The organism is Xanthomonas hydrangeae (assembly GCF_032697525.1).
GTDB classification, from domain to species: Bacteria; Pseudomonadota; Gammaproteobacteria; order Xanthomonadales; family Xanthomonadaceae; genus Xanthomonas; species Xanthomonas hydrangeae.
Genome location: NZ_CP103836.1, coordinates 551,860 through 576,824 on the forward strand (window position 1 = coordinate 551,860; position 24,965 = coordinate 576,824).

The 24,965-nt window shown below is 64.5% G+C and carries 17 protein-coding genes, 3 pseudogenes and 1 riboswitch; of the genes and pseudogenes, 3 read left to right on the forward strand and 17 right to left on the reverse strand.

The features are described 5' to 3' along the window. Positions 1–84: 84 nt before the first annotated feature. Positions 85–1,014: a methyltransferase domain-containing protein gene (locus NYR97_RS02245; protein WP_205394023.1), complete on the forward strand. Its 930-nt coding sequence runs from the start codon at positions 85–87 to the stop codon at positions 1,012–1,014. A gap of 301 nt (positions 1,015–1,315) precedes the next feature. On the opposite strand, the gene NYR97_RS02250 is transcribed toward NYR97_RS02245, so the two are convergent. The 14 genes and pseudogenes from NYR97_RS02250 to NYR97_RS02315 form a co-directional block, all read right to left on the reverse strand. Next, the gene (locus tag NYR97_RS02250; RefSeq protein WP_316696466.1) at positions 1,316–2,224 is read right to left on the reverse strand and encodes an AraC family transcriptional regulator; all 909 of its coding nucleotides are present in this window, start codon (positions 2,222–2,224) and stop codon (positions 1,316–1,318) included. Between the two features lie 59 nt (positions 2,225–2,283). Further along, positions 2,284–2,526 (reverse strand): annotated as a pseudogene (locus tag NYR97_RS22355) (histidine phosphatase family protein); the annotation flags it as partial. Further along, entirely contained in the window at positions 2,523–3,569 is a 1,047-nt protein-coding gene (cobT, locus tag NYR97_RS02260; RefSeq protein WP_316696468.1) for a nicotinate-nucleotide--dimethylbenzimidazole phosphoribosyltransferase, read from the reverse strand. The pseudogene NYR97_RS22355 and the gene cobT, both read right to left, overlap by 4 nt. Next, a pseudogene (locus NYR97_RS02265) lies at positions 3,566–3,991 on the reverse strand (bifunctional adenosylcobinamide kinase/adenosylcobinamide-phosphate guanylyltransferase); the annotation flags it as partial. The pseudogene NYR97_RS02265 and the gene cobT, both read right to left, overlap by 4 nt. Beyond that, a pseudogene (locus tag NYR97_RS02270) lies at positions 3,975–4,133 on the reverse strand (cobyric acid synthase); the annotation flags it as partial. The pseudogenes NYR97_RS02265 and NYR97_RS02270, both read right to left, overlap by 17 nt. A gap of 35 nt (positions 4,134–4,168) precedes the next feature. Beyond that, positions 4,169–6,106 carry a TonB-dependent vitamin B12 receptor gene (gene btuB, locus NYR97_RS02275; RefSeq protein ID WP_316696469.1) on the reverse strand — a complete coding sequence of 646 codons (1,938 nt, stop codon included), beginning with the start codon at positions 6,104–6,106 and terminating at the stop codon, positions 4,169–4,171. A 56-nt stretch (positions 6,107–6,162) separates the two neighbouring features. Next, positions 6,163–6,385, reverse strand: a riboswitch (cobalamin riboswitch). A gap of 761 nt (positions 6,386–7,146) precedes the next feature. Next, entirely contained in the window at positions 7,147–8,433 is a 1,287-nt protein-coding gene (locus NYR97_RS02280) for an O-acetylhomoserine aminocarboxypropyltransferase/cysteine synthase family protein (protein WP_316696471.1), read from the reverse strand. A 211-nt stretch (positions 8,434–8,644) separates the two neighbouring features. Beyond that, on the reverse strand, positions 8,645–11,230 hold the full coding sequence (clpB, locus tag NYR97_RS02285; protein WP_205394018.1) for an ATP-dependent chaperone ClpB: 2,586 nt from the start codon (positions 11,228–11,230) through the stop codon (positions 8,645–8,647). Between the two features lie 223 nt (positions 11,231–11,453). Continuing rightward, positions 11,454–12,290, reverse strand: a complete 837-nt coding sequence (locus tag NYR97_RS02290) for an ATP-binding cassette domain-containing protein (protein ID WP_316696473.1) — start codon at positions 12,288–12,290, stop codon at positions 11,454–11,456. Then, positions 12,287–13,081: an aliphatic sulfonate ABC transporter permease SsuC gene (gene ssuC, locus NYR97_RS02295; RefSeq protein WP_316696475.1), complete on the reverse strand. Its 795-nt coding sequence runs from the start codon at positions 13,079–13,081 to the stop codon at positions 12,287–12,289. The genes NYR97_RS02290 and ssuC overlap by 4 nt, the downstream gene beginning before the upstream one ends. A gap of 115 nt (positions 13,082–13,196) precedes the next feature. Continuing rightward, positions 13,197–14,180 (reverse strand): aliphatic sulfonate ABC transporter substrate-binding protein, encoded by a 984-nt coding sequence (locus NYR97_RS02300; protein WP_316696477.1) that lies wholly within the window; start codon positions 14,178–14,180, stop codon positions 13,197–13,199. A gap of 11 nt (positions 14,181–14,191) precedes the next feature. Next, positions 14,192–15,232 carry an L-glyceraldehyde 3-phosphate reductase gene (gene mgrA, locus NYR97_RS02305; RefSeq protein ID WP_316696479.1) on the reverse strand — a complete coding sequence of 347 codons (1,041 nt, stop codon included), beginning with the start codon at positions 15,230–15,232 and terminating at the stop codon, positions 14,192–14,194. Positions 15,233–15,249: 17 nt separating this feature from the next. Next, positions 15,250–16,578, reverse strand: a complete 1,329-nt coding sequence (locus NYR97_RS02310) for an LLM class flavin-dependent oxidoreductase (RefSeq protein WP_316696480.1) — start codon at positions 16,576–16,578, stop codon at positions 15,250–15,252. Positions 16,579–16,642: 64 nt separating this feature from the next. Continuing rightward, positions 16,643–18,898 carry a TonB-dependent receptor gene (locus NYR97_RS02315; protein WP_316696482.1) on the reverse strand — a complete coding sequence of 752 codons (2,256 nt, stop codon included), beginning with the start codon at positions 18,896–18,898 and terminating at the stop codon, positions 16,643–16,645. A 288-nt stretch (positions 18,899–19,186) separates the two neighbouring features. Here NYR97_RS02315 and NYR97_RS02320 point away from each other — a divergent pair, with 288 nt between their 5' ends. Both NYR97_RS02320 and NYR97_RS02325 read left to right on the forward strand, forming a co-directional pair. After that, the gene (locus NYR97_RS02320) at positions 19,187–19,495 is read left to right on the forward strand and encodes a GIY-YIG nuclease family protein (protein WP_316696483.1); all 309 of its coding nucleotides are present in this window, start codon (positions 19,187–19,189) and stop codon (positions 19,493–19,495) included. A 45-nt stretch (positions 19,496–19,540) separates the two neighbouring features. Beyond that, positions 19,541–20,248, forward strand: a complete 708-nt coding sequence (locus NYR97_RS02325; RefSeq protein ID WP_316696485.1) for a glutathione S-transferase — start codon at positions 19,541–19,543, stop codon at positions 20,246–20,248. 140 nt (positions 20,249–20,388) lie between these two features. Here the strand turns inward: NYR97_RS02325 and NYR97_RS02330 are convergent, their stop codons facing one another. The 3 genes from NYR97_RS02330 to NYR97_RS02340 all read right to left on the reverse strand — a co-directional run bounded on the left by NYR97_RS02330 (position 20,389) and on the right by NYR97_RS02340 (position 24,863). After that, entirely contained in the window at positions 20,389–21,204 is an 816-nt protein-coding gene (locus tag NYR97_RS02330; protein WP_316696487.1) for a DUF3014 domain-containing protein, read from the reverse strand. 891 nt (positions 21,205–22,095) lie between these two features. After that, positions 22,096–23,265 carry a lysozyme inhibitor LprI family protein gene (locus NYR97_RS02335; protein ID WP_316696489.1) on the reverse strand — a complete coding sequence of 390 codons (1,170 nt, stop codon included), beginning with the start codon at positions 23,263–23,265 and terminating at the stop codon, positions 22,096–22,098. Beyond that, positions 23,262–24,863, reverse strand: coding sequence for a SulP family inorganic anion transporter (locus tag NYR97_RS02340; RefSeq protein ID WP_316696492.1), 1,602 nt, complete (start codon positions 24,861–24,863; stop codon positions 23,262–23,264). Before NYR97_RS02340 ends, NYR97_RS02335 begins: the two co-directional genes overlap by 4 nt. Between the last annotated feature and the right edge of the window lie 102 nt (positions 24,864–24,965).

The following is a 24,965-nucleotide window of genomic DNA, read 5'->3' on the forward strand; positions in this document are numbered from 1 at the left end:
ATTGGGAAGCCTGCTTTTTCACGATCGAACGGTAATCTTCAATTTGAGGATAAGATCTTCGTACCGTCAGATGCAGGAAGCTCTATGGACCGTGCAGCATGGTTGACTCAGGAAATCGAGCCCGAGGACAGAGGCTTGGAAATCGGACCACTCGATCGACCGATCGTGTCACATACCAGTCATGCAATTCAGTACGCAGACCATTTGGACCGGGTTGGCTTGATCAATAAGTACAGCGCACATGGCGGCGTCAACCCGCAGAGCATCCCTGAAATCGATTTCGTTATCGGAGCAAGTGGCCTGCTAGAGGCAGTCGGCGAGCACCGCTTTCGTTACTTCATTGCATCGCACGTGATCGAACACGTTCCAAATCCAGTCGGGTGGCTGAATGATATCCACGACCTTCTTGAGGACGGCGGGTGGGCGGCATTAGCAATTCCGGACCATCGCCAGTGCTTTGATGCACTAAGAACGCTAAGCACAGCTGGCGAATGGGTTGAGGCAGCACTAATCGGCCACCCACGCCCTTCACCGTCAAGAATATTTGATGCACTAAGCAATGAAGTGAGCGTCGATGGCGCCATTAGTTGGAATCATCATCCTGGCCTGGAGGAGATGCGCCTTAGCCGATCGCCAAGACGTGCTTTAGATATTGCTCGCCATGTTCTGGCAAGTGGCGAATACTTCGACGTGCACTGCTGGACGTTTACTCCTGAGTCTTTTTGTAATCTTATGCGCACTGTAGTTGCCGCGGACCTAATTCAACTCCATTTATTGGATATTACACCCCGCCGTGACAACGAATTCCTGGTGCGCCTTGGCCGCAACGACGCGATGTCCCAACTTGATCGGCGAGCGTCTTATCCTGCAAGTGGCGAGCGTTTCCGCAAATTACCCGAGGACTTTTGTGCAGCCCGCTACTATCGATTGAACCCCGACGTCGCTGCAGCAGGGGTCGATGCCAATGATCACTATGTCGAGTTTGGAGCAACCGAAGGGCGGGCATGGCGATGATCTTCCAGCAGGAAACCCGATAAGCCACTCACAATTGGCCGCTCGTGATCAGCGCCAACTTTGAGAACACGGAATTCATGTCTGCATATTCCATACTGCGCTACCGCACCCAAATGCGAAATAAAATCCACGAACTCGGCATACAACATTCGATTAGCGCCAAGTCACCTGGCTCAGCACACGCCACTGCGCCAACAGAAAGCAGTAGGTAAGCAGTAGGTAAGCAGTAGGTAAGCAGTGCCATTATGCCTTCAACCCGGCATATCACTCAGATGTACTTGTTACAACGCTATCGAACGATTCAACAATCTTCGTCAGCCTCTGCATGCGTTTGCACCGGTACCCGGATGTCTGCACGCAGCTCGCCCTCTGCCACTGTTTCCGGGTCGTCCAGGTAAAGGTAATGCAGCGGCGCATCGCGTAGCGCGTAGCCGCTGTCGGGTAGCCACTGCGCGAACACGCGGTCGAGCGCGTCTTCGATACCTGCATACGACCCTACATGACGCAGCACCGCGTGCGCGCCACCGTCGAGCTGGCGCAGGTGCAACGGCGCCGGCGGCGACAGTGCGGCGTCGAAGGCCATGCCGCATTCGAACAGGTGCTGCTGGGCCGGCACATCGCGGTGGCCGCTGAGCGGCAGGCCGATCAGTGACTGCAGCTGCTCGATCGCACCGACCCGCTCGGCCCAGGCGGCGATGCGGCCGAAACCACGGTCCAGATCGTCGAACGCGCCGCGCTGGCGTAGCACCACCACTTGCAGCGGATCGAGCACTTGCACCATCACCTGCAACGGCGCGCCGGACAGCTGCGACGGCATGGAGGGCGCGGCCAGTTGCTGCAGTTTCTGTGCCCGCAGCGACGGTGTATTGCGCAGCCTGCTCGGGCTGGCCTGCAACACGGCACGGAACGCGCGTGCCAGCGCCTGCGGGGTCTGATAGCCCACCGTCAGCGCCACCTCGGTCACCGAGCTTGCCTGCTCACCCAACAGATGCAGCGCATAACTCAGACGCAGCCGCGCGATGGTCTGCCCCAGGGTTTCGCCCGCCAGCGCGCGATAGACCCGGTGGAAATGATGCGGCGATTGCTGCGCCACCGCCGCCAGTGCAGCCAGATCCGGCAGCGGCTCGCCAGCGCGAATGCTGGCCTGCAGATGGGCCACAACGCGCTCGACGCTGCGTTGCCGATTGAAACTGAGGGAGGCTGCTGGCATGGACGATTCCTTGTTGGCGGCCCCAGCATCGCGCAGATCGGCGTGACGCGCGGTCCCGATCTTGCGCAGTGACGGCGACGCAATCGGCTGCGCTGCAGCCAGCCTTCGCACAGCGCGTTTGCCAATTCGATGGCGAACGAGGCGCAGCGCTACAGCGTGGGGGCGACCACTACTTCCCAGACGCCGGCGGTAGGCGTGCGCAGCTGCTGCCAGCCCAACGCGGTAAGCGGGCTGTCGAGCTGGCCGCGATAGCTGCGCTGGCCGGTATCGCCGTGTCGCAACACGCTGATCTGCGCACTCAGCCGTCGGACACGCCGGCTTCGGCGAAGGTGGCCATGCCGTTGTGCAGTGCGCAAGCGTGACGCAACAGCGGAATGGCGACGGCTGCGCCGCTGGCTTCGCCCAGGCGCAGGTCCAATTGCAGCAAGGGTTCGGCATCCAGCGCGCGCAGCAACGCGGCATGGCCGCGCTCCTGCGAGCGGTGCCCGAACAACAGCCATTCGCGCACGCCGCCATTGAGATGGGTGGCGACCAACGCGGCGGCCGTACTGATGAAGCCATCGACCAGCACCGGAATACCGGCCTGCGCGGCCGCGATATAGGCACCGACCAGGGCAGCAATCTCGAAACCGCCTAGCCGACGCAGTCGCTCCAGCGGCGTGGAGGCATCGGCATGCAGGGCCAGCGCGCGAGTGATCACGTTCGCCTTGTGCGCGATGCCTTCGGCATCCAGCCCGGTACCGGCGCCGGCCATGGCCTGCGGAAACTGCGAGAGCAGCGCGCAGCCAAGCGCGGCGGCAGCAGTGGTGTTGCCGATGCCCATTTCGCCGCCGACAAACAGCTGCGTATCGCAACTCCTTGCCTGCGCAATGCTTTCGGCGCCTGCGGCAAGGGCATCGCGCAACTGGGTGGATGTCATCGCCGGCTGCTCGCAGATGTTGGCGCTGGACGGCGCGATCCAGGCACGGCGCACACGCGGCAACTCGCCCGGGTCGTTGACCACACCCAGATTCACCACTTCCAGGCGTGCGCCGAGCTCGCGCGCCAGCACTGCAATGGCGGCACCGCCGCGGGCGAAATTGCGCACCATCTCGCCGGTGACCGCCTGCGGAAACGCAGACACGCCCTCGGCCGCGACGCCGTGGTCGGCGGCATACACGGCAATCCAGATCCGCTGCACGGTGGGGGATTCAGTGCGCTGCCAGGCCGCCAGTTGCACGGCCAGGTGCTCCAGCCGACCCAGCGCGCCAGGCGGCTTGGTCAGTTGTCCCTGCCGGGCCAGCGCCGCTGCCCGCACACGTGCATCCGGCACCGCACAGGCACCCTGGATCCAATCGATACTCACACCGCGTCTCCTTTCAGCACCATCGGCAAGCCGGCCACGACGAACACCACGCGCTCGCACTGTACCGCCAATGCCTGATGCAGCAGACCGGCCTCGTCCACAAACCGGCGCGTCGGTTCACCCAACGGCACGATGCCCTGCCTGGCCGCGTTGCCGACCAGCTCGATCTGCCCCGGCAACTGCGGCAGGATGCCGAGCAAGGCATCACGCTCGCGCACGAATACGCCGGCATCCGGATCGCCCAGCAGGTTGCTCAGCCACAGCGTGAAGCAATCCACCAGCACCCAGCGGTCGGGCGCGGCCAGTGCCTGCAAGCTGGCAGCCAGCGCGATGGGTTCTTCCACGTGCTGCCAGTGCGGCGGGCGTTGGCTGCGATGATGCGCGATGCAGGCGCGCATCTCTTCGTCCAATGGCGCGGCCGTCGTCCAGTTGCAGCGATGGCCTCGTCAACGCGGCGCCCGTACTGATGCCGCAGTGGATCGCGTAGCCGCTCACCGCCGCGTCGTTCGATGCAAGCCGCCCGTGCACGCGATGCAATGGCTTGTGCGGCTGCAGTGTGGCTCGCCCGACGGTGAGCACGGCCGGTGTGATCGCCGCGCTTACTGCGCTGCTTGATAACGCAGCGTCAGCAGATAATTGCGCCCCGGCTGCGCGTACCAGCGCGCGGTTTCATACTGGCGATCGAACACATTGTTGGCAGTGAGCGCCACCTTCCAATCCGCATTCACTGCATAACTCACGCGCAGATCCAGCAGACCGTAACCGGCCAGGCGCTCGGTGTTGGCCAGATCGTCGTAACGCTTGCCGGAGCCGAACAGGCTGGCACCGACGCCGAACACACCGAAGCTGCGGTCCGCATCGATACGGCCGCTCTGCCGCGCGCGCCGCGGCAACCAGTTGCCTTGATTGACGCCGCCATCGGCTTCCGGCTGCAACCAGGTCAACGCGCTGCGCACGGTCCAGCCAGCCAGCTCGGTGTCGTAACCGGCTTCCACACCGCGGATGCGCGCCCGGTCGATATTGTTCGGCTGCCCGAACGGATGCGCCGCATCCACCAACGACGCGTCGTAGGCAATCAAATCGTCGATGCGGGTCTGGAACGCGCTCAGCGTCCAGGTGCCCCAGTCGTAGTTGCCGCGCAGACCGAGCTCGGCGCTCTTGGAGGTCTCCGGCCCCAGTAACGGATTGCCGAAATCGGGGTAATACAACTCGTTGAAGGTCGGTGCCTTGAACGCGGTGCCGTAGCTGGCGGTCAGGCGCAGATGCTCGGCGAAATCCCAGCCCCACAGTAGGCTGCCGGTGGTCTTGCCGCCGAACTGGCTGTTGTCGTTGCGACGCAGGCTGGCCTGCAGCGACTGCGTGCCGAAGCTCTGCTGCCATTGCGCGAATGCGGCGCGGTCGATACGGCTGTCGGCATTGTAATTGTCGCTGCTGGCGATGGCATCGCGCTGCCAGTCGAAGCCGACCGTCAGCAGGCCAGCGCCGGCATCGATATCGGCCTGCAACGAACCTTGCTTGCGGCGGGTGTCGTAGGTGGATAGATACGCACCGTCGTAATACGCATCGCTCAAATCGGAACTACTGCCGATGCTGGCAGTGAGCTTGAGCGCATCGGCGGGTGCGTAACGCACACGGCCACCGACTGCCTGCTGCACGCCCTTGGACAAGTTGCCGCCGAAGGCCGAGCCGTCGTATTCGTTGCGGCTCTGCGCGCGCAAGGCATGCACGTCCGCATCCCACTGGCGATTGAAGCGCCAGCCGCCCTGCACGCTCAGCGAATCGTTGCGATAGCCATCGCGATCCGGATCGTAGTCGCTGGAGCTGGTGTCCAGATAGGCGTTGATGCCATCGGTTTCGTCATGCACCGCGTTGGCCGAATACCAGCCGCCGCGCTCGCTCAGATCGCCCTGACTGCGCCCGGCCACGCCCGCGCTGTAACGACGCGCGTTGTCGCTGCCGGCCGCCGCGCTGAAGGTGGGCACGAAGCTGCCCTGCGGGCGGCGGGTAAAGATCTGGATGACACCGCCCAGCGCTTCGGAGCCGTAGAGACTGGAGAACGGGCCACGCACGATTTCGATGCGCTCGATCTGCTCGATCGGCAGGTCCTGCAGCGCCGCGCCGCCCGAGGTGGCCGAACCGATGCGCACGCCGTCGATCAGCACCACCACCTGGTCGGACTCGGTGCCGCGCAGGAACAGCGAGGTCGGCTTACCCGGGCCACCGTTATTGGCCAGCGACACGCCGGCTTCGCCACGCAGCAGATCCTGCAGCGAGTTCACCTGGCGACGCTCGATCTGCGCACGGTCGATCACGGTGACCGGCGCCAGCGTCTGGTCCTGGGTCTGCGCGGTACGCGAAGCAGTGACCACGACCTGGTCGAGATCGATGGCGGCTTCGGCATGGGCGGCATCGGCCACACCAAGCGCGACGCAGATGGCCAGCACCGCACGGCGCGACGAAACGGAAGAAACGGACATCGATTGCTGCTCCTGGAACCGCGCATACCCGCGCGGGGGCAATGGGGCGGCAGGCAGCAACGGGCCAGGCGCCCGACGCCGCAGCGCCAGACGATCAAGGCCACGCCCACCGCGTGCCGGGTCAATTCCTCAAGGCCGGTCTCCGGGCTCGCGAGTGGAAGCTTGCGCCCCCGATGCCGCGCCTTCCCATGCGACTGCACAGTGGCGTAATGCGGCATCTGACCTCGCCCACCGTTGCGGGGGCAGCTCCGGAATTGCAGCTCGCCAAGGCGATGCGCGCACCGGATTCCCGTTTAAACCACCGGAACTCCGGCGGTCACCTCAGGGGCGCGCATGGTAGCAGGATTGTCGGGGGCGCCTCCGCAGTCAGCGGCAACCAGCCAAGCGCAGCGCCTCGCCACGCACCTTGATGGTGTATCCCCAATCCCTTCTCCCGCCCGGCGAAGGTGGCGCGCAACGCCGGATGAGAGTGCGGCTACTGAGAAATATTTGGTCAACCGTACCCTCACCCCAACCCCTCTCCCGACGGAGAGGGGCTAAAGCTGTCCTTCTCCCATTGGGAGAAGGTGCCCCGAAGGGGCGGATGAGGGCACGGGGCGAAGCCTCATGCCATGTATGGAAGCAGCGTGCTGGGGTTGCCCACATGTCCGCCACCGGGCTTCATCTCGCACATACGAGTGGGCTTCTCCCCCGTACCCTCACCCCAACCCCTCTCCCAGCGGGAGAGGGGCTTCAAACCACGCTTCATTGGCTTGTTCAAGATTTCTTGGTCATGGAGGCGACGTACCGAGGCGGCAGCGTGGCCGGGGATTGGCGGAGAGCGGCACACGGATGTGCCGCGCGGCGAGTCAGACAGGATGTCTGACCGAGCCGAGGAGCCGATCCCCGGCCACGCTGCCGCCCCTTACCGAAGCTAGTACCGGCGCAGGCATCGTGCTTCGCCATACCCTCACGCCAACCCCGCTCCGCGCCCCAGCCCGCGCCAGCAGCGCGGGCGCACCAAGACACGCGCGCCGGTGGCGCGCAAGTCGAGCCTTAGTGCCCCGCAATGCCAGCCGGAGAGGGCTAGCTCGTCCCTTCGCCTATTCCAACTCATAACCTCACGCGCCTTGCAGCGCCTGCTCCAGATCCGCCAGTAGATCGTCGATGTGTTCGATGCCGATCGACAACCGCACGGTGTCTTCGCTTACCCCGGCATGTTCCAGTTCCGCCGGGCCCAACTGCCGATGCGTGGTGGACGCCGGATGCGTCGCCAGCGACTTCGCATCGCCGATGTTCACCAGCCGCGTGAACAACTGCAGCGCATCCAGAAACCGCGCACCGGCCGTACGCCCGCCGGGCAGCCCGAAGGTCAACACACCCGAGCCATGACCGCCCAGATACTTCTGCGCCAACCCATGCTCGGGATGATCCGGCAGCGCGGCATAGTTGACCCACGCAACCCGCGCGTGCCCTTGCAGATAATTCGCAATCGCCAGCGTATTCGCGTTGATGCGCTCCATCCGCAGTGGCAGCGTTTCGATGCCTTGCAGGATCAAAAACGCATTGAACGGCGACAACGCCGCACCGGTGTTGCGCAATGGCACCACGCGCGCACGACCGATGTAAGCAGCATCACCCAACGCTTCGGTATAGACCACGCCGTGATAGCTCACATCCGGCTCGTTGAGACGCGGAAACCGCTGTTTGTGCGCGGCCCAGGGGAAGCGCCCGCTATCCACGATCGCCCCGCCGATGCTGTTGCCATGGCCACCCAGATACTTGGTCAGCGAATGCACCACGATGTCGGCGCCGAACTCGATCGGCCGCAACAACGACGGCGTGGCCACGGTGTTGTCTACGATCAACGGCACCCCATGCGCATGCGCCACCGCGGCCACGGCCTCGATATCGGTGATGTTGCCGCGCGGATTGCCGATCGACTCGACGAACACGGCTTTGGTACGTTCGTCGATCAATCCCGCGAAGGCCTGCGGATCGCGATAATCGGCGAAGCGCGTGCTGATGCCGAACTGCGGAAACGTATGCGCGAACAGATTGTAGGTGCCGCCATACAACGCACTGGAGGAGACGATATTGTCGCCAGCCTCGGCAATGGTCTGGATCGCATAGGTCACCGCGGCCTGCCCCGACGCCAGCGCCAACGCGCCGATACCGCCTTCCAGCGCAGCCACGCGTTGCTCCAGCACATCGTTGGTCGGATTCATGATGCGGCTGTAGATATTGCCCTGCACCTTGAGGTCGAACAGATCCGCGCCGTGCTGGGTATCGTCGAACGCGTAGGCGACGGTCTGGTAGATCGGCACCGCCACTGCACGCGTGGTCGGGTCGGGCGTGTAGCCGCCGTGCACGGCGATGGTTTCGGGCTTCCACTGCGGATCGGTCATGGCGCGGCTCGCTCTCGGACGGAGTGCCGACCATAGCCGGGCCGGCGCGCGCGATTGCAGACGAGCGGTAATGAGCTTATGCCGCCGTGTTGTGAGCGCAACGATGCGCCGCATGCGCCATCTACATCATGCGAACGGGCACTGCCTGCGCAGTGCCCGTTGGTTGTCTTTCAACCTTGGCTACCGATGCGGCACACAAGTACCCCAAACATCAGCCCTTGGTAAATGCCAGACGCCCACCCTCGACGCGCACGCGCACGGTGTCGCCGCTGAGGTAATGCCCGGAGAGGATCTGCTGGGCCAGCGGATTCTCCACCTGCGACTGGATCGCACGCTTGAGCGGGCGCGCGCCATACACCGGATCGAAACCGACATTGCCCAGCAATTCCAGCGCGGCATCGTCCAGATCCAGTTTGAGGCCGCGCTCGGACAAGCGCTTCTCCAGCCCATGCAACTGGATGCGCGCGATCGACTTGATCTGCGCCTTATCCAACGGATGGAACACCACGATGTCGTCCAGCCGGTTGATGAACTCCGGACGGAAATGCGCCTGCACCACGCCCATCACCGCCGCCTTCATCTGCGTATAGGCCTCGGCGCTGCCGTCGCCGGACAGCTCCTGGATCTGGTGCGAGCCCAGGTTGGAGGTCATCACGATCACGGTGTTGCGGAAGTCCACCGTGCGGCCCTGGCCATCGGTCAGGCGGCCATCGTCGAGCACCTGCAGCAGGATGTTGAAGACATCGGCATGCGCCTTTTCCACTTCGTCCAGCAGGATCAGCGAATACGGGCGCCGACGCACCGCCTCGGTGAGATAGCCGCCTTCTTCGTAGCCCACATAGCCCGGAGGCGCGCCGATCAGCCGCGAGACCGAATGCTTCTCCATGAACTCGCTCATGTCGATGCGGATCATCGCCTCGGTGCTGTCGAAGAGGAAGTCTGCCAGCGCCTTGCACAACTCGGTCTTGCCCACGCCGGTCGGTCCCAGGAACAGGAACGAGCCACTCGGGCGATTGGGGTCGGACAGGCCCGCGCGCGAGCGACGCACCGCATCGGAGACCACCTTGATCGCCTCGTTCTGACCGACCACACGCTGGTGCAGTTCGTCTTCCATGCGCAACAATTTGTCGCGCTCGCCTTCAAGCATCTTGTTGACCGGAATGCCGGTCCAGCGCGACACCACCTCGGCGATTTCCTCGGCGGTGACACGGTCCTGCACCAGCTTGAAGTCGTGATGTTCAACCTCGTTGGCCAGCGCCATCTGCTTTTCCAGCTGCGGCAAGACGCCGTACTGGATCTCGCTCATCTTGGCGTAGTCCTGGCGCCGTTGCGCGGCCTCCAGCTCCAGCTTGGCGTGCTCGATCTGCTCCTTGACCTTGGTGGTGCCCTGCAGCGCGGCCTTCTCGGATTTCCACAACTCGTTGAGGTCGTAGAACTCGCGCTCGAGCTTGTCGATATCGGTTTCCAGATCGGCCAGGCGCTGACGCGAGGCGTCGTCCTTTTCCTTCTTCAGCATCTCGCGCTGGATCTTGAGCTGGATCAGGCGGCGCTCCAGGCGATCGAGCTCCTCCGGCTTGGAGTCGATCTCCATGCGGATGCGCGATGCCGCCTCGTCCATCAGATCGATGGCCTTGTCCGGCAACTGGCGGTCGGTGATGTAGCGGTTGGACAAGGTGGCGGCGGCGACGATCGCCGGGTCGGTGATCTCCACGCCGTGATGCACCGCGTAGCGTTCCTTCAAGCCGCGCAGGATCGCGATGGTGTCTTCCACCGTCGGTTCGCCCACGAACACTTTCTGGAAACGCCGCTCCAGCGCCGCGTCTTTTTCGATGTACTTGCGGTATTCGTCCAGCGTGGTGGCACCGATGCAATGCAGCTCGCCGCGCGCCAGCGCCGGCTTGAGCATGTTGCCGGCGTCCATCGCGCCATCGGCCTTGCCGGCGCCGACCATGGTGTGCAATTCGTCGATGAACAGGATGATCTGGCCTTCGTTCTTGGACAGATCGCTGAGCACCGCCTTCAGCCGTTCTTCGAACTCGCCGCGGAATTTGGCACCGGCGATCAGCGCGCCCATGTCCAGCGACAGCACGCGCTTGCCGCGCAGGCCTTCGGGCACTTCGCCATTGATGATGCGCTGGGCCAGGCCCTCGACAATGGCGGTCTTGCCCACGCCGGGTTCGCCGATCAGCACCGGGTTGTTCTTGGTGCGCCGCTGCAACACTTGAATGGTGCGGCGGATTTCTTCGTCGCGGCCGATCACCGGATCGAGCTTGCCGCTCTCCGCGCGTGCAGTCAGGTCGATGGTGTATTTCTCCAGCGCCTGGCGCTGTTCCTCGGCGTTTTCCGATTGCACGGTTTCGCCGCCGCGCAGCTTGTCGATGGCAACCTCGATCTTTTTCTTGTCGCCTCCAGCAGCACGCAAGGCCACGCCCAGCGGGCTGGCATCGTCGGCCGCGGCCAGCACGAACCACTCGCTGGCGATGAAGGCATCGCCATGTTGCTGGGCCAGTTTGTCGGTCTGGTTGAGCAGGCGGTTGAGATCGTTGCCGATCGACAGGTTGCCTTCCTGACCCGACACCTTGGGCAGCGTATCCAGCGCCTCGCCCAGCCGCTCGCGCAGCAGCGGCACATTGACGCCGGCCTGGGACAGCAGCGGACGCGTGCTGCCGCCACTCTGATCGAGCAACGCGGCCAGCACGTGTACCGGCTCGATGATGTTGTGGTCGCGGCCAACGGCCAGCGACTGCGCGTCGGCCAGCGCCTGCTGGAACCGCGAGGTGAGCTTGTCCATCCGCATGGGAAAATCCTCTGAACTGGTGGCCGGTGTCTCCGGCGATACCGTGCAGATGCGGCTGCTGTGCGGGGTTTCAAGGTTTAGCGGGTGCGGCAAGTGCAGATGAGGGCCATCAAGCCCGGCTCACGCTGCTCGGCGTGGGGCTGCACGATGTTGGAGAAACGGGTTTGCCTTGCGCATTGGCATAGGCGTTGGCTTAGACAGACTCGGGCCGACGACCACCCTGCTAGACGATCCGCCGCAGTGGCACAGTGGCGTGCGTCGCAGCGCCCTGCCGCGCATCGACATCCTTGGCGTCCTCGGCGTTCTCCTTGGCCGCTGGCGCCTGCAGCTGCGCCGTCCCCAGCAAACGCGACAACACCTGCGCCTGGATTGCCGCCAAGGCCGGTGCACCTGGTGCGCGCGGATGCGGTACCGGCACCGCCAGATCCAAGCCAACCTGGCCGTGCTCGATCAGCACGATGCGATCGGCCAGCGCGCTTGCCTCGGCCACGTCGTGGGTGACCAGCACCAAAGTGAACCCGTACTGCCGCCACAGCTGCACGATCAGCTGCTGCATCTCGATACGCGTCAACGCATCCAGTGCGCCCAGCGGTTCGTCCAGCAACAACAGCCGCGGCCGATGTACCAGCGCACGCGCCAGGGCCACGCGCTGGCGTTGACCGCCCGACAACGTTGCCGGCCAATCGCCGCCGCGTGCGCCCAACCCCACCGCGTCGAGTGCGGCCTGCGCCTGGGCACGCCCGGCACGGCCCAGACCGAGCGCCACGTTGTCGATCACCCGCTTCCACGGCAGCAGCCGCGCATCCTGAAACATCAGCCGCACCGCGTCGCTCTGCGCAGACAACGACGCGTGCCCGCTAGCGACCGTGCCGGTATCGGCCGCTTCCAGCCCGGCGATCACGCGCAGCAAGGTGCTCTTGCCGCAGCCGCTGCGCCCGACAATCGCCACGCTGGCGCCGGGCGCGATGTCCAGATCGATGCCGCGCAACACCTCGACATCGCCATAACGCTTGCCGATCCAGTGCAAGGTCAGCGGCAGGCCGGTCTCGACCGCGCTCATCGGCGCAGCTCCGCACGCTGTTGCTGCGCCGGATGCCAGCCCAACCACCAGGCTTCCAACCCACGTGCAGCCAGATCGGCCAGCTTGCCGAGCAATGCGTACAGCAAGATGGCCACCACCACGATATCGGTCTGCAGAAATTCGCGCGCGTTCGTCGCCAGATAGCCGATGCCGGAACTTGCGGAAATCGTCTCGGCCACGATCAAGGTCAGCCACATCAAACCCAGTGCAAAGCGCAACCCGACCAGAATCGACGGCAACGCACCCGGCAACAACACATCGACAAACAGCTCCGGGCCACGCAAGCCGTAATTGCGCGCCATCTCGATCAGTGCCGGGTCCACGCTGCGGATACCGTGATAGGTATTGAGATAGATCGGGAAGAACGTGCCCAGCGCCACCAGAAACAACTTGGCGCCCTCGTCGATGCCGAACCACAGGATCACCAGCGGAATCAGCGCCAGATGCGGCACGTTGCGTAGCATCTGCAAGGCGCTGTCGAGCAGGCGCTCGGCCACGCGCGACACACCGGTGAGCAGGCCCAACGCAAAGCCAATGCTGCCGCCGATGGCCAGGCCTACCGCCGCACGCCAGCTGCTGATCGCCAGGTGTTGCCACAACTCGCCGCTTTGCACCAGCGTGACAGCCGCACGCAGCACCGCGTCCGGCGCAGGAAGAATGCGCTGCGGCAACCAGCCACCGGAGGCGGCGACCTGCCAGGCCACCAACAAGGCCAATGGCAATAGCCAAGGCACTAGTAGATTGCCCAAACGACGCGAGCGGGTACTCATTGCGGAACCTTGATGATGTGGCGACGCATCGCAACAACAGCGCGCATGTGCACGTTTGCGCGGGCCCTGCACCCATTCCCGATCCCGCTTGCGTTTGCATCTCTGGTCCCGCGCATCACTTGCCCGCCGCCTGTTTGCCCGCCGGCGATGCAACGGCAACCGCTGGCGCGTGCCACACCGCCGGCGCCACCAGCACCCGCTTGGGCAACAGGCGCTGTGCGTAGAACAGATTGGCGGTTGCCTGCTGCGCCTTGATGACCTCGGCGCTGAGCGGCTGCACGCTGGCCGGCGGGCGATGGGCCAGCGTGCGCTCGACCACCGCAGGCGACAGCCCGCTCACCTGCGCCAGCACGCGAATGCTGCCGGCGCGATCGCGCTCCAATAGTCCGTCGGCTTGATTGAGCTGCCCCATCACCTGCTGCACGAACGGGCCCCAAGCGCTGGCATAGCGCCGCGAAGACAGAAAGAAGCCGCCGGTCAATCCAAGCCCTTCGCCGTTGGCGAGCAGGCGCGCACTGCCATCCAGCGTCAAGGCCGAATACCACGGGTCCCAGATCGCCCAGGCATCCACCTGCCCTGCAGCGAAGGCTGCGCGTGCATTGGCCGGCGACAGATACAGCGGCGTGATGTCGCGCATGCTCAGACCCGACTTGGCCAACAAGCGCAGCAGCAGGTTGTGCGCGCTGGAGCCTTTCTGAAACGCCACCCGCTTGCCTTTGAGATCGGCCACCGTGCGCAGCGTGCTCCTGGCCGGCACCAGAATGGTCTCGGCCTTGGGCGTGGCTGGCACCCAGCCCACGTACACCAGATCGGCACCGGCGGCCTGCGCAAACAATGGCGGAATATCGCCGGCACCGCCCAGGTCGATGCTGCCCACGTTCAAGGCTTCCAGCAATTGCGGGCCGGCCGGAAACTCGATCCAGCTGATCTTGGTGCGCGGGAAGCGTTGTTCCAGCAAACGATGCTGCTTGGCCAGCACCAGGCTCGACACCGCTTTTTGATAGCCGATACGCAACTGCGCCGGCTCGGCCGCCCATGCGGGTTGCAGCCACGCGATGCTCGACAACAGCAACGCAACAAACACAACGCGGTAGCGCATCGGAATCCTCCTCATTGCCAATCGGTGGACGGTTTTTCCCAGAGGTTGACGCCACCCTCGACTGCAAATCGATCGATCTCGGCCAACTCTTCGACACTGAACGCAGGCGACTGCAAGGCCGCCACGTTTTCGATCAACTGCTCCGGGCGGCTGGCACCCAGCAAGGCCGAGCTCACGCGTGGATCGCGCAGCACCCAGGCCAACGCCAACTGCGCCAGACTCTGCCCACGCCGCTGTGCGATCGCATCCAGCCCGCGTGCGCGCTGCAGGTTGTCCTCGGACAGATGTTCCGGCCGCAGCGACTGCCCGCCCGGACGATTCACCCGCGCATCGCTGGGCACGCCATTGAGGTATTTGCCAGTCAACAAGCCCTGCGCCAACGGGGTGAACGCGATCACGCCGGCACCCACCTCGTCCGTGGCATCGAACAACTCCTGCTCGGCCCAGCGATTGAACAGGTTGTAGGCCGGCTGGTGGATCAGCAGCGGCACCTTCCACTCGCGCAGCAAGGCAGCGATCTCGCGCGTGCGCGCCGCCGAGTACGACGACACGCCCACGTACAAAGCCTTGCCCTGCTGTACCGCGCTGGCCAATGCGCCAGCGGTCTCTTCCAGCGGCGTGTCCGCATCGAAGCGGTGCGAGTAGAAGATATCCACGTAGTCCACGCCCAGCCGCTGCAGGCTCTGATCCAGGCTGGACAACAGGTATTTGCGCGAACTGCCGCCCTGCCCGTACGGGCCTGGCCACATGTCCCAACCGGCCTTGGTGGAAATGATCAATTCGTCGCGATACGGCTTGAAATCCTCGCGCAGCAGGCGGCCGAAGTTGATTTCCGCGCTGCCATACGGCGGGCCGTAGTTGTTGGCCAGATCGAAATGGGTGATGCCCAGATCGAAGGCGGTGCGCAGCAAGGCGCGCTGCGTGTCGATCGGCGTGCTGTCGCCGAAGTTGTGCCACAGGCCCAGCGACAGCGCAGGCAGGACAAGGCCGCTGCGGCCGACACGGCGGTAGGCGAGGCGGTCGTAGCGATCGGGATGTGCGAGATAGGTCATTCAGAATGTCCGGTAGATCAGCGTGCGCTGAAGCGATTGGCGGGGCGTGCCAGCCCCAGATGATCGCGCAACGTGCGCCCCGCATAGTCACGCCGGAACAGCCCGCGTCGCTGCAGCTCCGGCACCACGTGATTGGCGACATCGGCCAGGCCGCCGGGCAGATGCGGCACCAGCACGTTGAAGCCATCGGCTGCGTCTTGCTCGAACCAGGCCTGGAGCTCGTCGGCAATCTGCGTGGGCGTGCCGATCAGGCTGTAATGCCCGCGCCCGCCCGCGATGCGCCGACCGAGCTGGGCAATGCTCAGTTGCTCCTGCCCGGCCAGCTCGGTGAACAACTGCTGGCGACTGCGCTGGCCGGTTTCGGTGAGCGGCAATTCCGGCAACGGGCCATCCGGCGGATAGCCGGACAGATCGAAGTTGCCCAACATGCGCGAGAGCAGCGCGATGCCCACGTCAGGCTCCACCAGCTCCTGAAACTGCTCGAACTTTTCCTGCGCTTCGGCCTGGCTTTGCCCCACCACGACGAACACGCCTGGCATCACCTTCAGTGCATCGCGCGAACGCCCGAACTGTTCCAGCCGCCCCTTGATGTCTGCATAAAACGCCTGCGCCTTGGCCAGCGACGACTGCGCGGTGAATACCACTTCTGCGGTTTCGGCCGCGAGCGCACGCCCGGGCTCCGACGAGCCGGCCTGCACCAGCACCGGATGCCCCTGCGGCGCACGCGCGATGTTGAGCGGGCCGCGGACCTGGAAGTGCGCGCCGCGATGGTCCAGCACATGCAACCGCGCCGGATCGTAGTGCACGCCGGCGGCGGTGTCGGCGATAAAGGCATCGTCGTCCCAGCTATCCCACAGCCCTGCGACCACTTGCTGGAATTCACGCGCCCGCGCATACCGCTCGGCATGCACATAATGCGCATCGCGGTTGAAATTCAGCGCCTCGTCGGCGGCGTCGGAGGTGACCAGATTCCAGCCGGCACGCCCGCCGGACAGATGATCCAGCGAGGCGAACTTGCGTGCCACGTGATACGGCTCGTTGTAGCTGGTGGTCATGGTGGCGATCAACCCGATGCGCTCGCTCACCACCGCCAGCGCGCTGAGCAGCGTGAGCGGCTCGAACAGGCTGGAACGCGCCATCCGCGATGCCACCGGCCCGCCGGCCGCAGCCAGGCTGTCGGCGACGAATACCGCATCGAACTTGGCGGCCTCGGCAATGCGCACCATCTGCCGGTAATGATCGAACACCAGCGGATCGGCACTGGTGTGTGGATGCCGCCATGCGGCCACGTGATGGCCAGTGGCCATCAAAAACGCGCCGAGCGAAAGCTGACGTGCGGCGCTCATTGCAGCCTACCGTGGGTAACACCCGCACTGTTCAAATCGATATCGAAAACCATCACACGCATCGTCAAAAATCCTTGTGCAACTGCAGCCCGACATAGCGCTGATCGTCGCGCGGAACCAGCCGGTACACATTGCCGGTGGCATTGGCCAGCAGCGGTGCATACGAGCGGTCGCCGAGATTGCGGCCAAGCACTGCCACACGCCAGCCATGCACGTCATCGGCCAGCGCGATGCTGGCGTTCCAGATCGCATACGGGCCCTGGATGGTCTGCGGCGTCTGGCTGAGGTCGTACTGCACGCTGTCCTGCCAGCTCACATCGCCGTTGAATTCCAGCGCCAGACTGCCGCGTAACGGCACCCGGTAACCGGCGCGCAGATTGCCTTTCCAGTCCGGCGAAAACGGCAGCGGCCTGCCGTCGACATTGCAGTTGGCCGCTGCTGCGGTGGGGCAGGCAAAGCGCAGGATGCGCGCCTGCGTGTAGGCCAGCGATGCCGCCAGGCTGAGCCGCTCGGTGGGCCGATACTCCAGATCCAGTTCCAGGCCTTGCGTGCGCACCCGCCCGGCGTTGATCAAGCGCGTCACCACCTGCCCGGCCACGGTGTCGAAAAAGTTGGCCTGATAGTTGGCGTACTCGGTATGGAACAGCGCGACGTTCGCGCTGAGGCGATCGTCCAGCGCACGCGCCTTCAAGCCGAGTTCCCAGGCGTTGGAGGTCTCCGGCTTCAGCGCCGGCGTGTCGCGCGGCTGCATGTTGAAGAACACGTTGTAGGCCGGGCCCTTGTAGCCGCGCGAATAGGTGAGGTAACCGGTAGTCTGCGCATCAAAGTCGTATTGCAGGCCGGCGCGACCCGACACGCCGTTTTCTGCGGTGCTGCCGCTGCTCGCCGTGGAGGGCTGGATGCCGGTGACTGCGGCTGCGGAGCTGGACACGCGCCTATGTTGATAGTCGAGCGTGTCGCGGGTGAAGCGCGCGCCCAGCAACGCGCGCAGATCGGGCCGCCAATGCCAGGTGGCCTCGCCGAACGCCGCATACGTTTCTGCACGCGTTCCGTAATCGGCCACGCCCAGGTTGCTGGCGGTTGGCGTCGTCACCGTGCGGCGATAGGTTTCGTCGTTGCGCGCATGCAGGTAATACAGCCCGGCCACCGCTTCCACCGCACGGTCGCGCGGGGTCTGGATGCGCACTTCCTGCGAATACTGTGTGTAACCCAGATCGCCACGATCGTGCGAGGACGGAAACGCCGCGCTGCGTTGCGCAGTGCGATCGCCATCCTGGAACTGGGTGTTATCCCATTGCCGCCACGCGCTGATCGAGGTCAGCAGCGCCTCGCCGATGTGCTGATCCAGCTGCAGCGAGGCGCCCTTGTTGATGTCTTCCAGATGCGTGCGGTAATCGCTGTTGATCTGCCGGTTGTCGGCACTGGCAGTGACTGGCGCAAGGGCTGCGGCGAAGTCCGCACGCGTGCTGGCCACCACGACACCGCTGGGCGCGTCGCTGCGCGACTGCAGGTAGTCGGCGAGCAGCGTCGCGTTCAAGCTCGGGTTCGGGGTCAGGTCGAGCCGCAGCCGTGCGCCGGAGCGCTGGTAACCGTTGACGGTCTGTCCGTCGGCGACATTGCGCACATTGCCGCCGTACTCGGCCCACAACGCCGACACGCTGGCCTTGAGCAGCTCCGGCACCAGCGTGCCGCCGACACTGGCGCGCACGCGGTCTTCGTCGCCGCCACCGAAGTGCGCGTAATCCACATAGCCGCCGAACAGCTCCGGCGCAGGCTTGCTGACGATATTGAGCACGCCGGCCGAGGCGTTCTTGCCGAACAAGGTGCCCTGCGGCCCGCGCAGGACTTCGATGCGCTCGACATCGAGCAGATCCAGCGTGGCCTGGCCCGGCCGCCCAAGCACCACGCCATCGATCACCGTGGCCACGCTGGGTTCCACGCCCGGCGAGGTGGAGATGGTGCCCACGCCACGCAGGAACAACGAGGTGTCCTTGTTGGAGGCACCGGTGCGAAAGGTCAGGCTGGGCACCAGCGCCGGCAGGTCGGCCACGCTGTTGCGGTTCTCGCGCTCCAACGTGTCGCCCTGCACCACCGACACGGCCACCGGCACTTGTTGCAAGGTGGTTTCGCGGCGTGTGGCGGTCACCGTCACCGCGCCCAAGGTCTGCGCGGCGCGATCTGGTGTGGCCGCAGCCTCGCCCACTTCATCGGCCAGCACCGGCGTACATGCCCACGCCAGACTCCATGCCAACACCTGCGGCTTAGCCAACCATTTCGAAGCAGCGAAGATCCTTGCAGGGGTCCGGTGTCGCGCGGGCATGTATGTCCTTTCGTGGTGTCGGCTGTCTTGTGGCAGCGCTTGTGGATTTCGGTTGTTCGAGAGCGCAGTGCACGCACCGCGAACAGGGCGCAGCGCAGGCCGGGAAGGCAGTGCAATGCAATGCAATGCAATGCAATGGCGCATGCTGTTTGCAGCGGTGGCAAGCGTCAAATAACCAATGTTTAGGTGGTTATTCACTGACGCACCGCAGTGCGTGCGCATAGCCGGCGCCAAGTGCGCTCGAAGACCACCGATGCACAACATCGATTCAGTGGCGATAATGGCTCCATGGATGCACCCAAGCCCTGGCTCCTCTACCTGCTGCTGTGTCGCAACGGCAGCTATTACGCCGGCATCACCAACGATCTGGAGCGCCGCTTCCAGGCGCATCTGCGTGGCGCCGGCGCGCGCTACACACGCGCAAATCCACCACTGGAAGTGCTTGCCAGCCACCCGTATGCGGACCGCGCCGCCGCCTCGCGCGCAGAGTGGCAGCTCAAGCAGCAACCGCGCGCGCGCAAGCTGGCCTGGTTGCTGGCGCAAACGCACGACAGCACCGAGTCACAGCTCACTGACGCATCGATCACGCCCACCTAGCCATGTGTTTTCTACGCTGCACCGCCATCAATCGCGGAGCAGCGCGTGCACTATCAGCTCTACTACTGGACCGGCCTGCAAGGCCGCGGCGAATTCGTCCGCCTCGCACTGGAAGATGCCGGTGCCGACTACACCGACGTGGCGAGAGTGGAAGGCGATGAAGTGATGAATGCCTTTCTGGAAGGTCACCAGGCCGGCGCCCAGCCGTTCGCACCGCCCTTCCTCAAGGCCGGCGACACGGTGGTTGCGCAGGTCGCAGCGATCCTGCATTGCATTGGGCCGCAGCTGAAGCTGGTACCGGAATCGGATGCAGTACCCATCCAGGCATTGCAATTGCAGCTGACCATCACCGACCTGGTGGCCGAAGTGCACGATACCCATCATCCGATCGCCACCGGGCTGTATTACCAAGACCAGAAAGCCGAAGCGGCCAAGCGTGCCAAGGACCTGCGCGACAACCGCCTGCCCAAGTTCCTGGGCTACTTCGAACAGGTGCTGCAACAGGCCGGCGGCATCCATGTGCTGGGCACGCACTCGTATGTGGATCTGTCGCTGTTTCAGCTGATCAGCGGGCTGGAATACATGTTTCCCAAGCGCATGGCAACGCTGTCGACCGATCTGCCCGGCCTCAAGGCCTTGCAGCAGCGCGTGGCCGAGCGTCCGCGGATTGCCGCCTATCTCGCATCCGAGCGACGTGTGGCGTTCAACACCAATGGCATTTTTCGCCACTATCCGGAGCTGGATGCGGCGTAATCGATACGGCGGCGTCTCCTGCATCGCAACGCAAGTGGCACCGAAATCACCTGCTCCGATGCCGACGCAGGGCGCATGCCACCGCAGCATGCAAAGCCGCGTTCGGTGCGGCCTCATCCTTGCGTCGATCGCAAGCCGCCTCAACGTCCCTGCAGCAATGCCGTCCGAATTCGCTGCAACTGCACCTTCACCGCAGCGGCCTGCGCCGGCCCCAGCCGCAACACTGCTTTTTGCCCAACCGACAGCGCTTCCAGCGCAGGATCGACAAAGCGATAGCGACCGCGTTCGTCGCGCACCACCTTGATCGGTTGCGCCGGATCCGGCGTGCGTAACAGATGATCGATCACATCGATCACGCGGTCGTTGAAGTAACGATCCGGCGCGCCGAGATCGGCATATGCCTGCTGAAACAGCGGGTAGAAGCGCACATAGCTGCGCACCAACGCCTGCGCATCCACCTGGGTGAATGCCGCCACGTAAGGTGCATAACGCCCCGCATTGGCCTGATCGATCACAACAGCGCCGGCGGCATCGGCGACCTGCAACTCACCAGGCACCGGCTGCAGCACCGAGACACGGCGGCTGATGCTGGGCTGGGTGAGATTGTCGATCATCACCACAACGCGCTCGATCAGATGCTTGCGTACCACGATCGACAACGCGCCATCGTCCTGCACCAGGTCCAGCAATGCCTGCCAGGCAGCCGCATCGCTCTGTGCCAGCGCAGGAATCGCGGCGTCGGCGGCATCGGCCGAAGGCGCCTGCACCGGATGCCGTGGCCCGGCCGGCACGGGCGGCGCTGGAGTCACAGCGGCTGCCACAGCGCTTGCGGTCTGGCTGATCGGCGCAGGCAACGCGCCCGGCGCAGTGGATGACCCGCCAAACAGCCACCAGGCGGCACCGGCCACGATTGGCACCGCCAGCAGCCACGGCCAACGCGAAGACTTCGATTGCATCGTGAAACTCCTTACATCGACAACATCCATGGTGTGACCATGAGATGGCGCCGTGGTTCCATCGATTTAGTCGGTCGAGGGCGCGGTGCCCTCACCGCTCGCGAGACACGCCGTGAACCCATCCCTGGGGACTCGGTGGCGGCATCCACGCCGCCACACGGTCCAGCAATCGGCGAGGACACCGCACCAGACAGTTGGTCGGTCGCTTCTTTTTTTCTTTAAAAGCCATGCACACCAACACTCTCGACTGGTCCTTGCCCGCCCACCGTCGCGGGACCTTACGCGGCATGGATGCCGCGTAAGAGCCTACACGGACGTACTTGCGGCGTGTCCCGCGATGGTGGGCGGGCAAGGGCCCTGCAGCCAGGCTGCAGATCAGCCGCTCTACACCTGAATCTATCCGCGCTGTCTAACCACTCAAGACAACCAAGTTATCGAATTGTCGTGTCATGTGGATGCAGTCAAAAGCAGAGTCGATCGAGCGCGCGGTGCCCTCACCGATCCAGCACGTTGGTCGGTGGCCCAGGTAAAAGCATTCCCGATGCTCGACTTGCGTTGGGAAGATGACCGGACACACCGTTATCCAAACAACGCACTGATGCACCGCTTGCAACCATGAACACCGACATTCTCGACTGGTCCTTGCCCGCCCACCGTCGCGGGACCTTACGCGGCATGGATGCCGCGTAAGAGCCTACATGGACGTACTTGCGGCGTGTCCTGCGACGGTGGGCGGGCAAGGACCCTGCTGCCAAGCCGCAGACCGCAGGCTTCGGCTTCAGCTTCGGCTTATCCACATTACCTGGTCTCGGACCAGAACGCCTGGCGTTGCCGCATCAAGCAACAACGCCAGCCGTCTCATATGCGGGAAGTTAGGTGCGCCCGCCGCGCTCAGCTTGCGAAATCCAACCGCGCGTTCACCCAAGCTGCCACGATCGCGGCAGCCACCTGATCGGCCTGTGTCGCAGGCAGGCGCTTCTCGCGCACCAGCCACGCTGCCGTATCGGCACGCACCTTCGGCAGCAGCGCGCGCAGGGCCTTGCGTAGTGTCGCCGGCCAATCGCTGTCTTCCCCGTTCCAGGCCGCAATCGCCTTGTCCGGATCGTCGCCGTAGCGCTTGCGCAGTGCAGGCGTCAGATACAACAACGGCGACACCGACGCGCGTAGCGCGATGATTTTCCACTCGGCGTAACTGGCGTAGCGAATGGTGCCGGCATCCTTGCTCAAGGCCTCGATCAACCCGGCGAAGCCCGCATCCAGCTGTTTCCAGCTGGCCATTGCAAACAGACCGCCCGGCGGCTTGCAGATCGGCGCAAACCCGTCGCGTGTCGACCCATACAGCGAGCCGAACGCCTCGTATGCCGGCTCACCCACCGCAGCGAAGATGAAGCAATGCACGTAAGGACGCTGATCGCTGTCGTCGCGCTCGATCCACAAGCGTAGCAAGGTCAAGACGCGTTCCGGTGCCTGCATGGCAGGCATGCCATCCACATCGTCGAGCAACGACGCCGCAAACGTGTCGACCTTGCGCAACGCCTTGCGCGCACTCTCGAACCGCGCATTGGCCAGCGCTGCATCCACCCCCGCCGCAGGCACGAACTGATGCAAGTAAGCCAACCACGCCGAGGCCTGCGGCGTGTCGTAGCCCTGCAACTGGCGCGCCGCGTCGGCAGGCGCCGTAGGAATGCTGGCGATGATGCGATCCAATGCCTGTTGCTGTGCAGTCAGCGCCTTGGCCAGCACATCGGCTCTGGCCTTCAATGAGCGCTGCAGGCAATCGTCCAGCTTGGCGTCCTGCGCGCAGGCATTGCGCTGCCGCAGCCACGCCCGTTGCTGATCGCGCACGCTTGCCACCGAACTGCGCGGCGTAGTCTCCACCAGCGCCCGATAGGACTCGTCCAACTGATCGTCCAGATTGCCGAGCGCCGGCACCGCACACAGCCGTTTTTCGACCGCAGTGCTTGCCTGCTTGCAATCGAACGAGGCCGCCCAGGCGCCGCTTGCACCGAGCAACAGGGCGCCACCAACCACTCTCCGCACCGCAGCCGAGCGATAGTTCATTGCAACGCCTCCTTGCGTGCAGGCAGCAGCGACAGCAGCAACAACGTCACCGCCAGCGCGACATAGGCACCGACGAACTGCCAGCTGATCACCCGCGCCAACCCTTGCAGCGACCACGGCAGATAGATGCCGCCGCGCGGGTCCACCGAATGGATCAAGCCGAACAGCGTCAGGCCAGCGGCCACCAGCAGAAACACCGCACCGCGTCGCAGCCGGCCATCGATCATCGCCGCCACCGCGGCGATCCACAGCATCGCGGTGATGATGAAACCATTGCCCAGCGCGAAGATCACCGCCAGCTCCGGCAAGCCGTGACCATCGAGCTTGGTGGTCAGCGCACTCAATTGCTCCGGCGGGATCCAGCCAGGCGCCTTGATGGTCAGCAGGTACGCCACCGAAGGCAGAAAGCCCAACACCATCGCGCCCGCGTGATGCTTGGGCGTGGCCTGAAACGCCTGCGTGGTGATGTCGATCGACACGTACACGATGATCGGTGCCAGCACCGCCAGCGGCACCCATTGCACCAGCCCGCTGATCACACCCAGCATGCCGCCGATGCCGACGAACAACCCGGTCAGCAACGTATAGCCCGAACGCGCGCCCATGTGCTTGTACGCAGGCTGGCCGATGTACGGCGTGGTCTGCGCCACGCCGCCGCACACGCCTGCGACCAAGGTGGCGAAGGCCTCCACCAGCAGAATGTCGCGGGTGCGGTAGTCGTCGCCCGCCGCGCGTGCGCTTTCGCTGACATTGATGCCACCTACCACCATCAACAGACCGAACGGCAGCAGCAACGGCAGGTATGCCACCGTGGCCGGCAGTCCTTCGATAAAGCCCAGGTTCGGCAGCGGCAACACGATCTTCGGCGTCGCCCAGTCCGGCACTGCAAAACCCGGCGCACCCAGTCCGGCCAGTCCCAGCCCGTAATACAACGCGGTGCCGATGACGAAGGCGACCAGCACGCCGGGCAACTTGGTCGGCAACCGACCCTTGGCCAGCAGCACGTACAACAGCAGGCCCAAAGTGACAAAGCCGGCCACCGGCGAACGCAGGGTTTCCAGCAGCGGCAGCAAGCCCATCAGCACCAACGCGATGCCCGCGATCGAACCGAGCAGCGCCGCACGCGGCAGCGCGCGCGTGACCGCCTCGCCAGCAAACGACAGCACCAGCTTGAGCAGGCCCATCACCACCAGCGAGGCCATGCCGAGTTTCCAGGTGGCGATGGCGGCCGCTTGCGGATCCAGCCCCTGCGCCTTGAAGCCGACAAACGCCGGGCCGAGCACCAGCAGCGCCATGCCGATGCTGGTGGGCGCATCCAGGCCCAGCGGCATCGCGGTGACGTCGTCGCGCCCGCTGCGTGCGGCCAGCCGCCGCGCCATCAAGGTGTAGAGCAGATTGCCAACCAGCACGCCGAACGCGGTGCCAGGAAACATGCGTTCGAAGATCACGTCAGCGGGAAACTGGAATATCCCGATGAGCGCCATCGCGATGAAGCCGAGGATGGAGAGATTGTCGACGACCAGGCCGAAAAAGCCATTGAGGTCGCCGGCGACGAACCAGCGCGGCGATGCCGCAGTACGCGAGGAAGAGGCCGACATGGGAGCCAGGAAGCGTGGGGATCGGCCGATGGTAGCCGCTGCCCCGCATGCGCGACAGCGGCGCGATGGATCAGAGCGTGTCGTTGCGCTGGTCGATGCAAG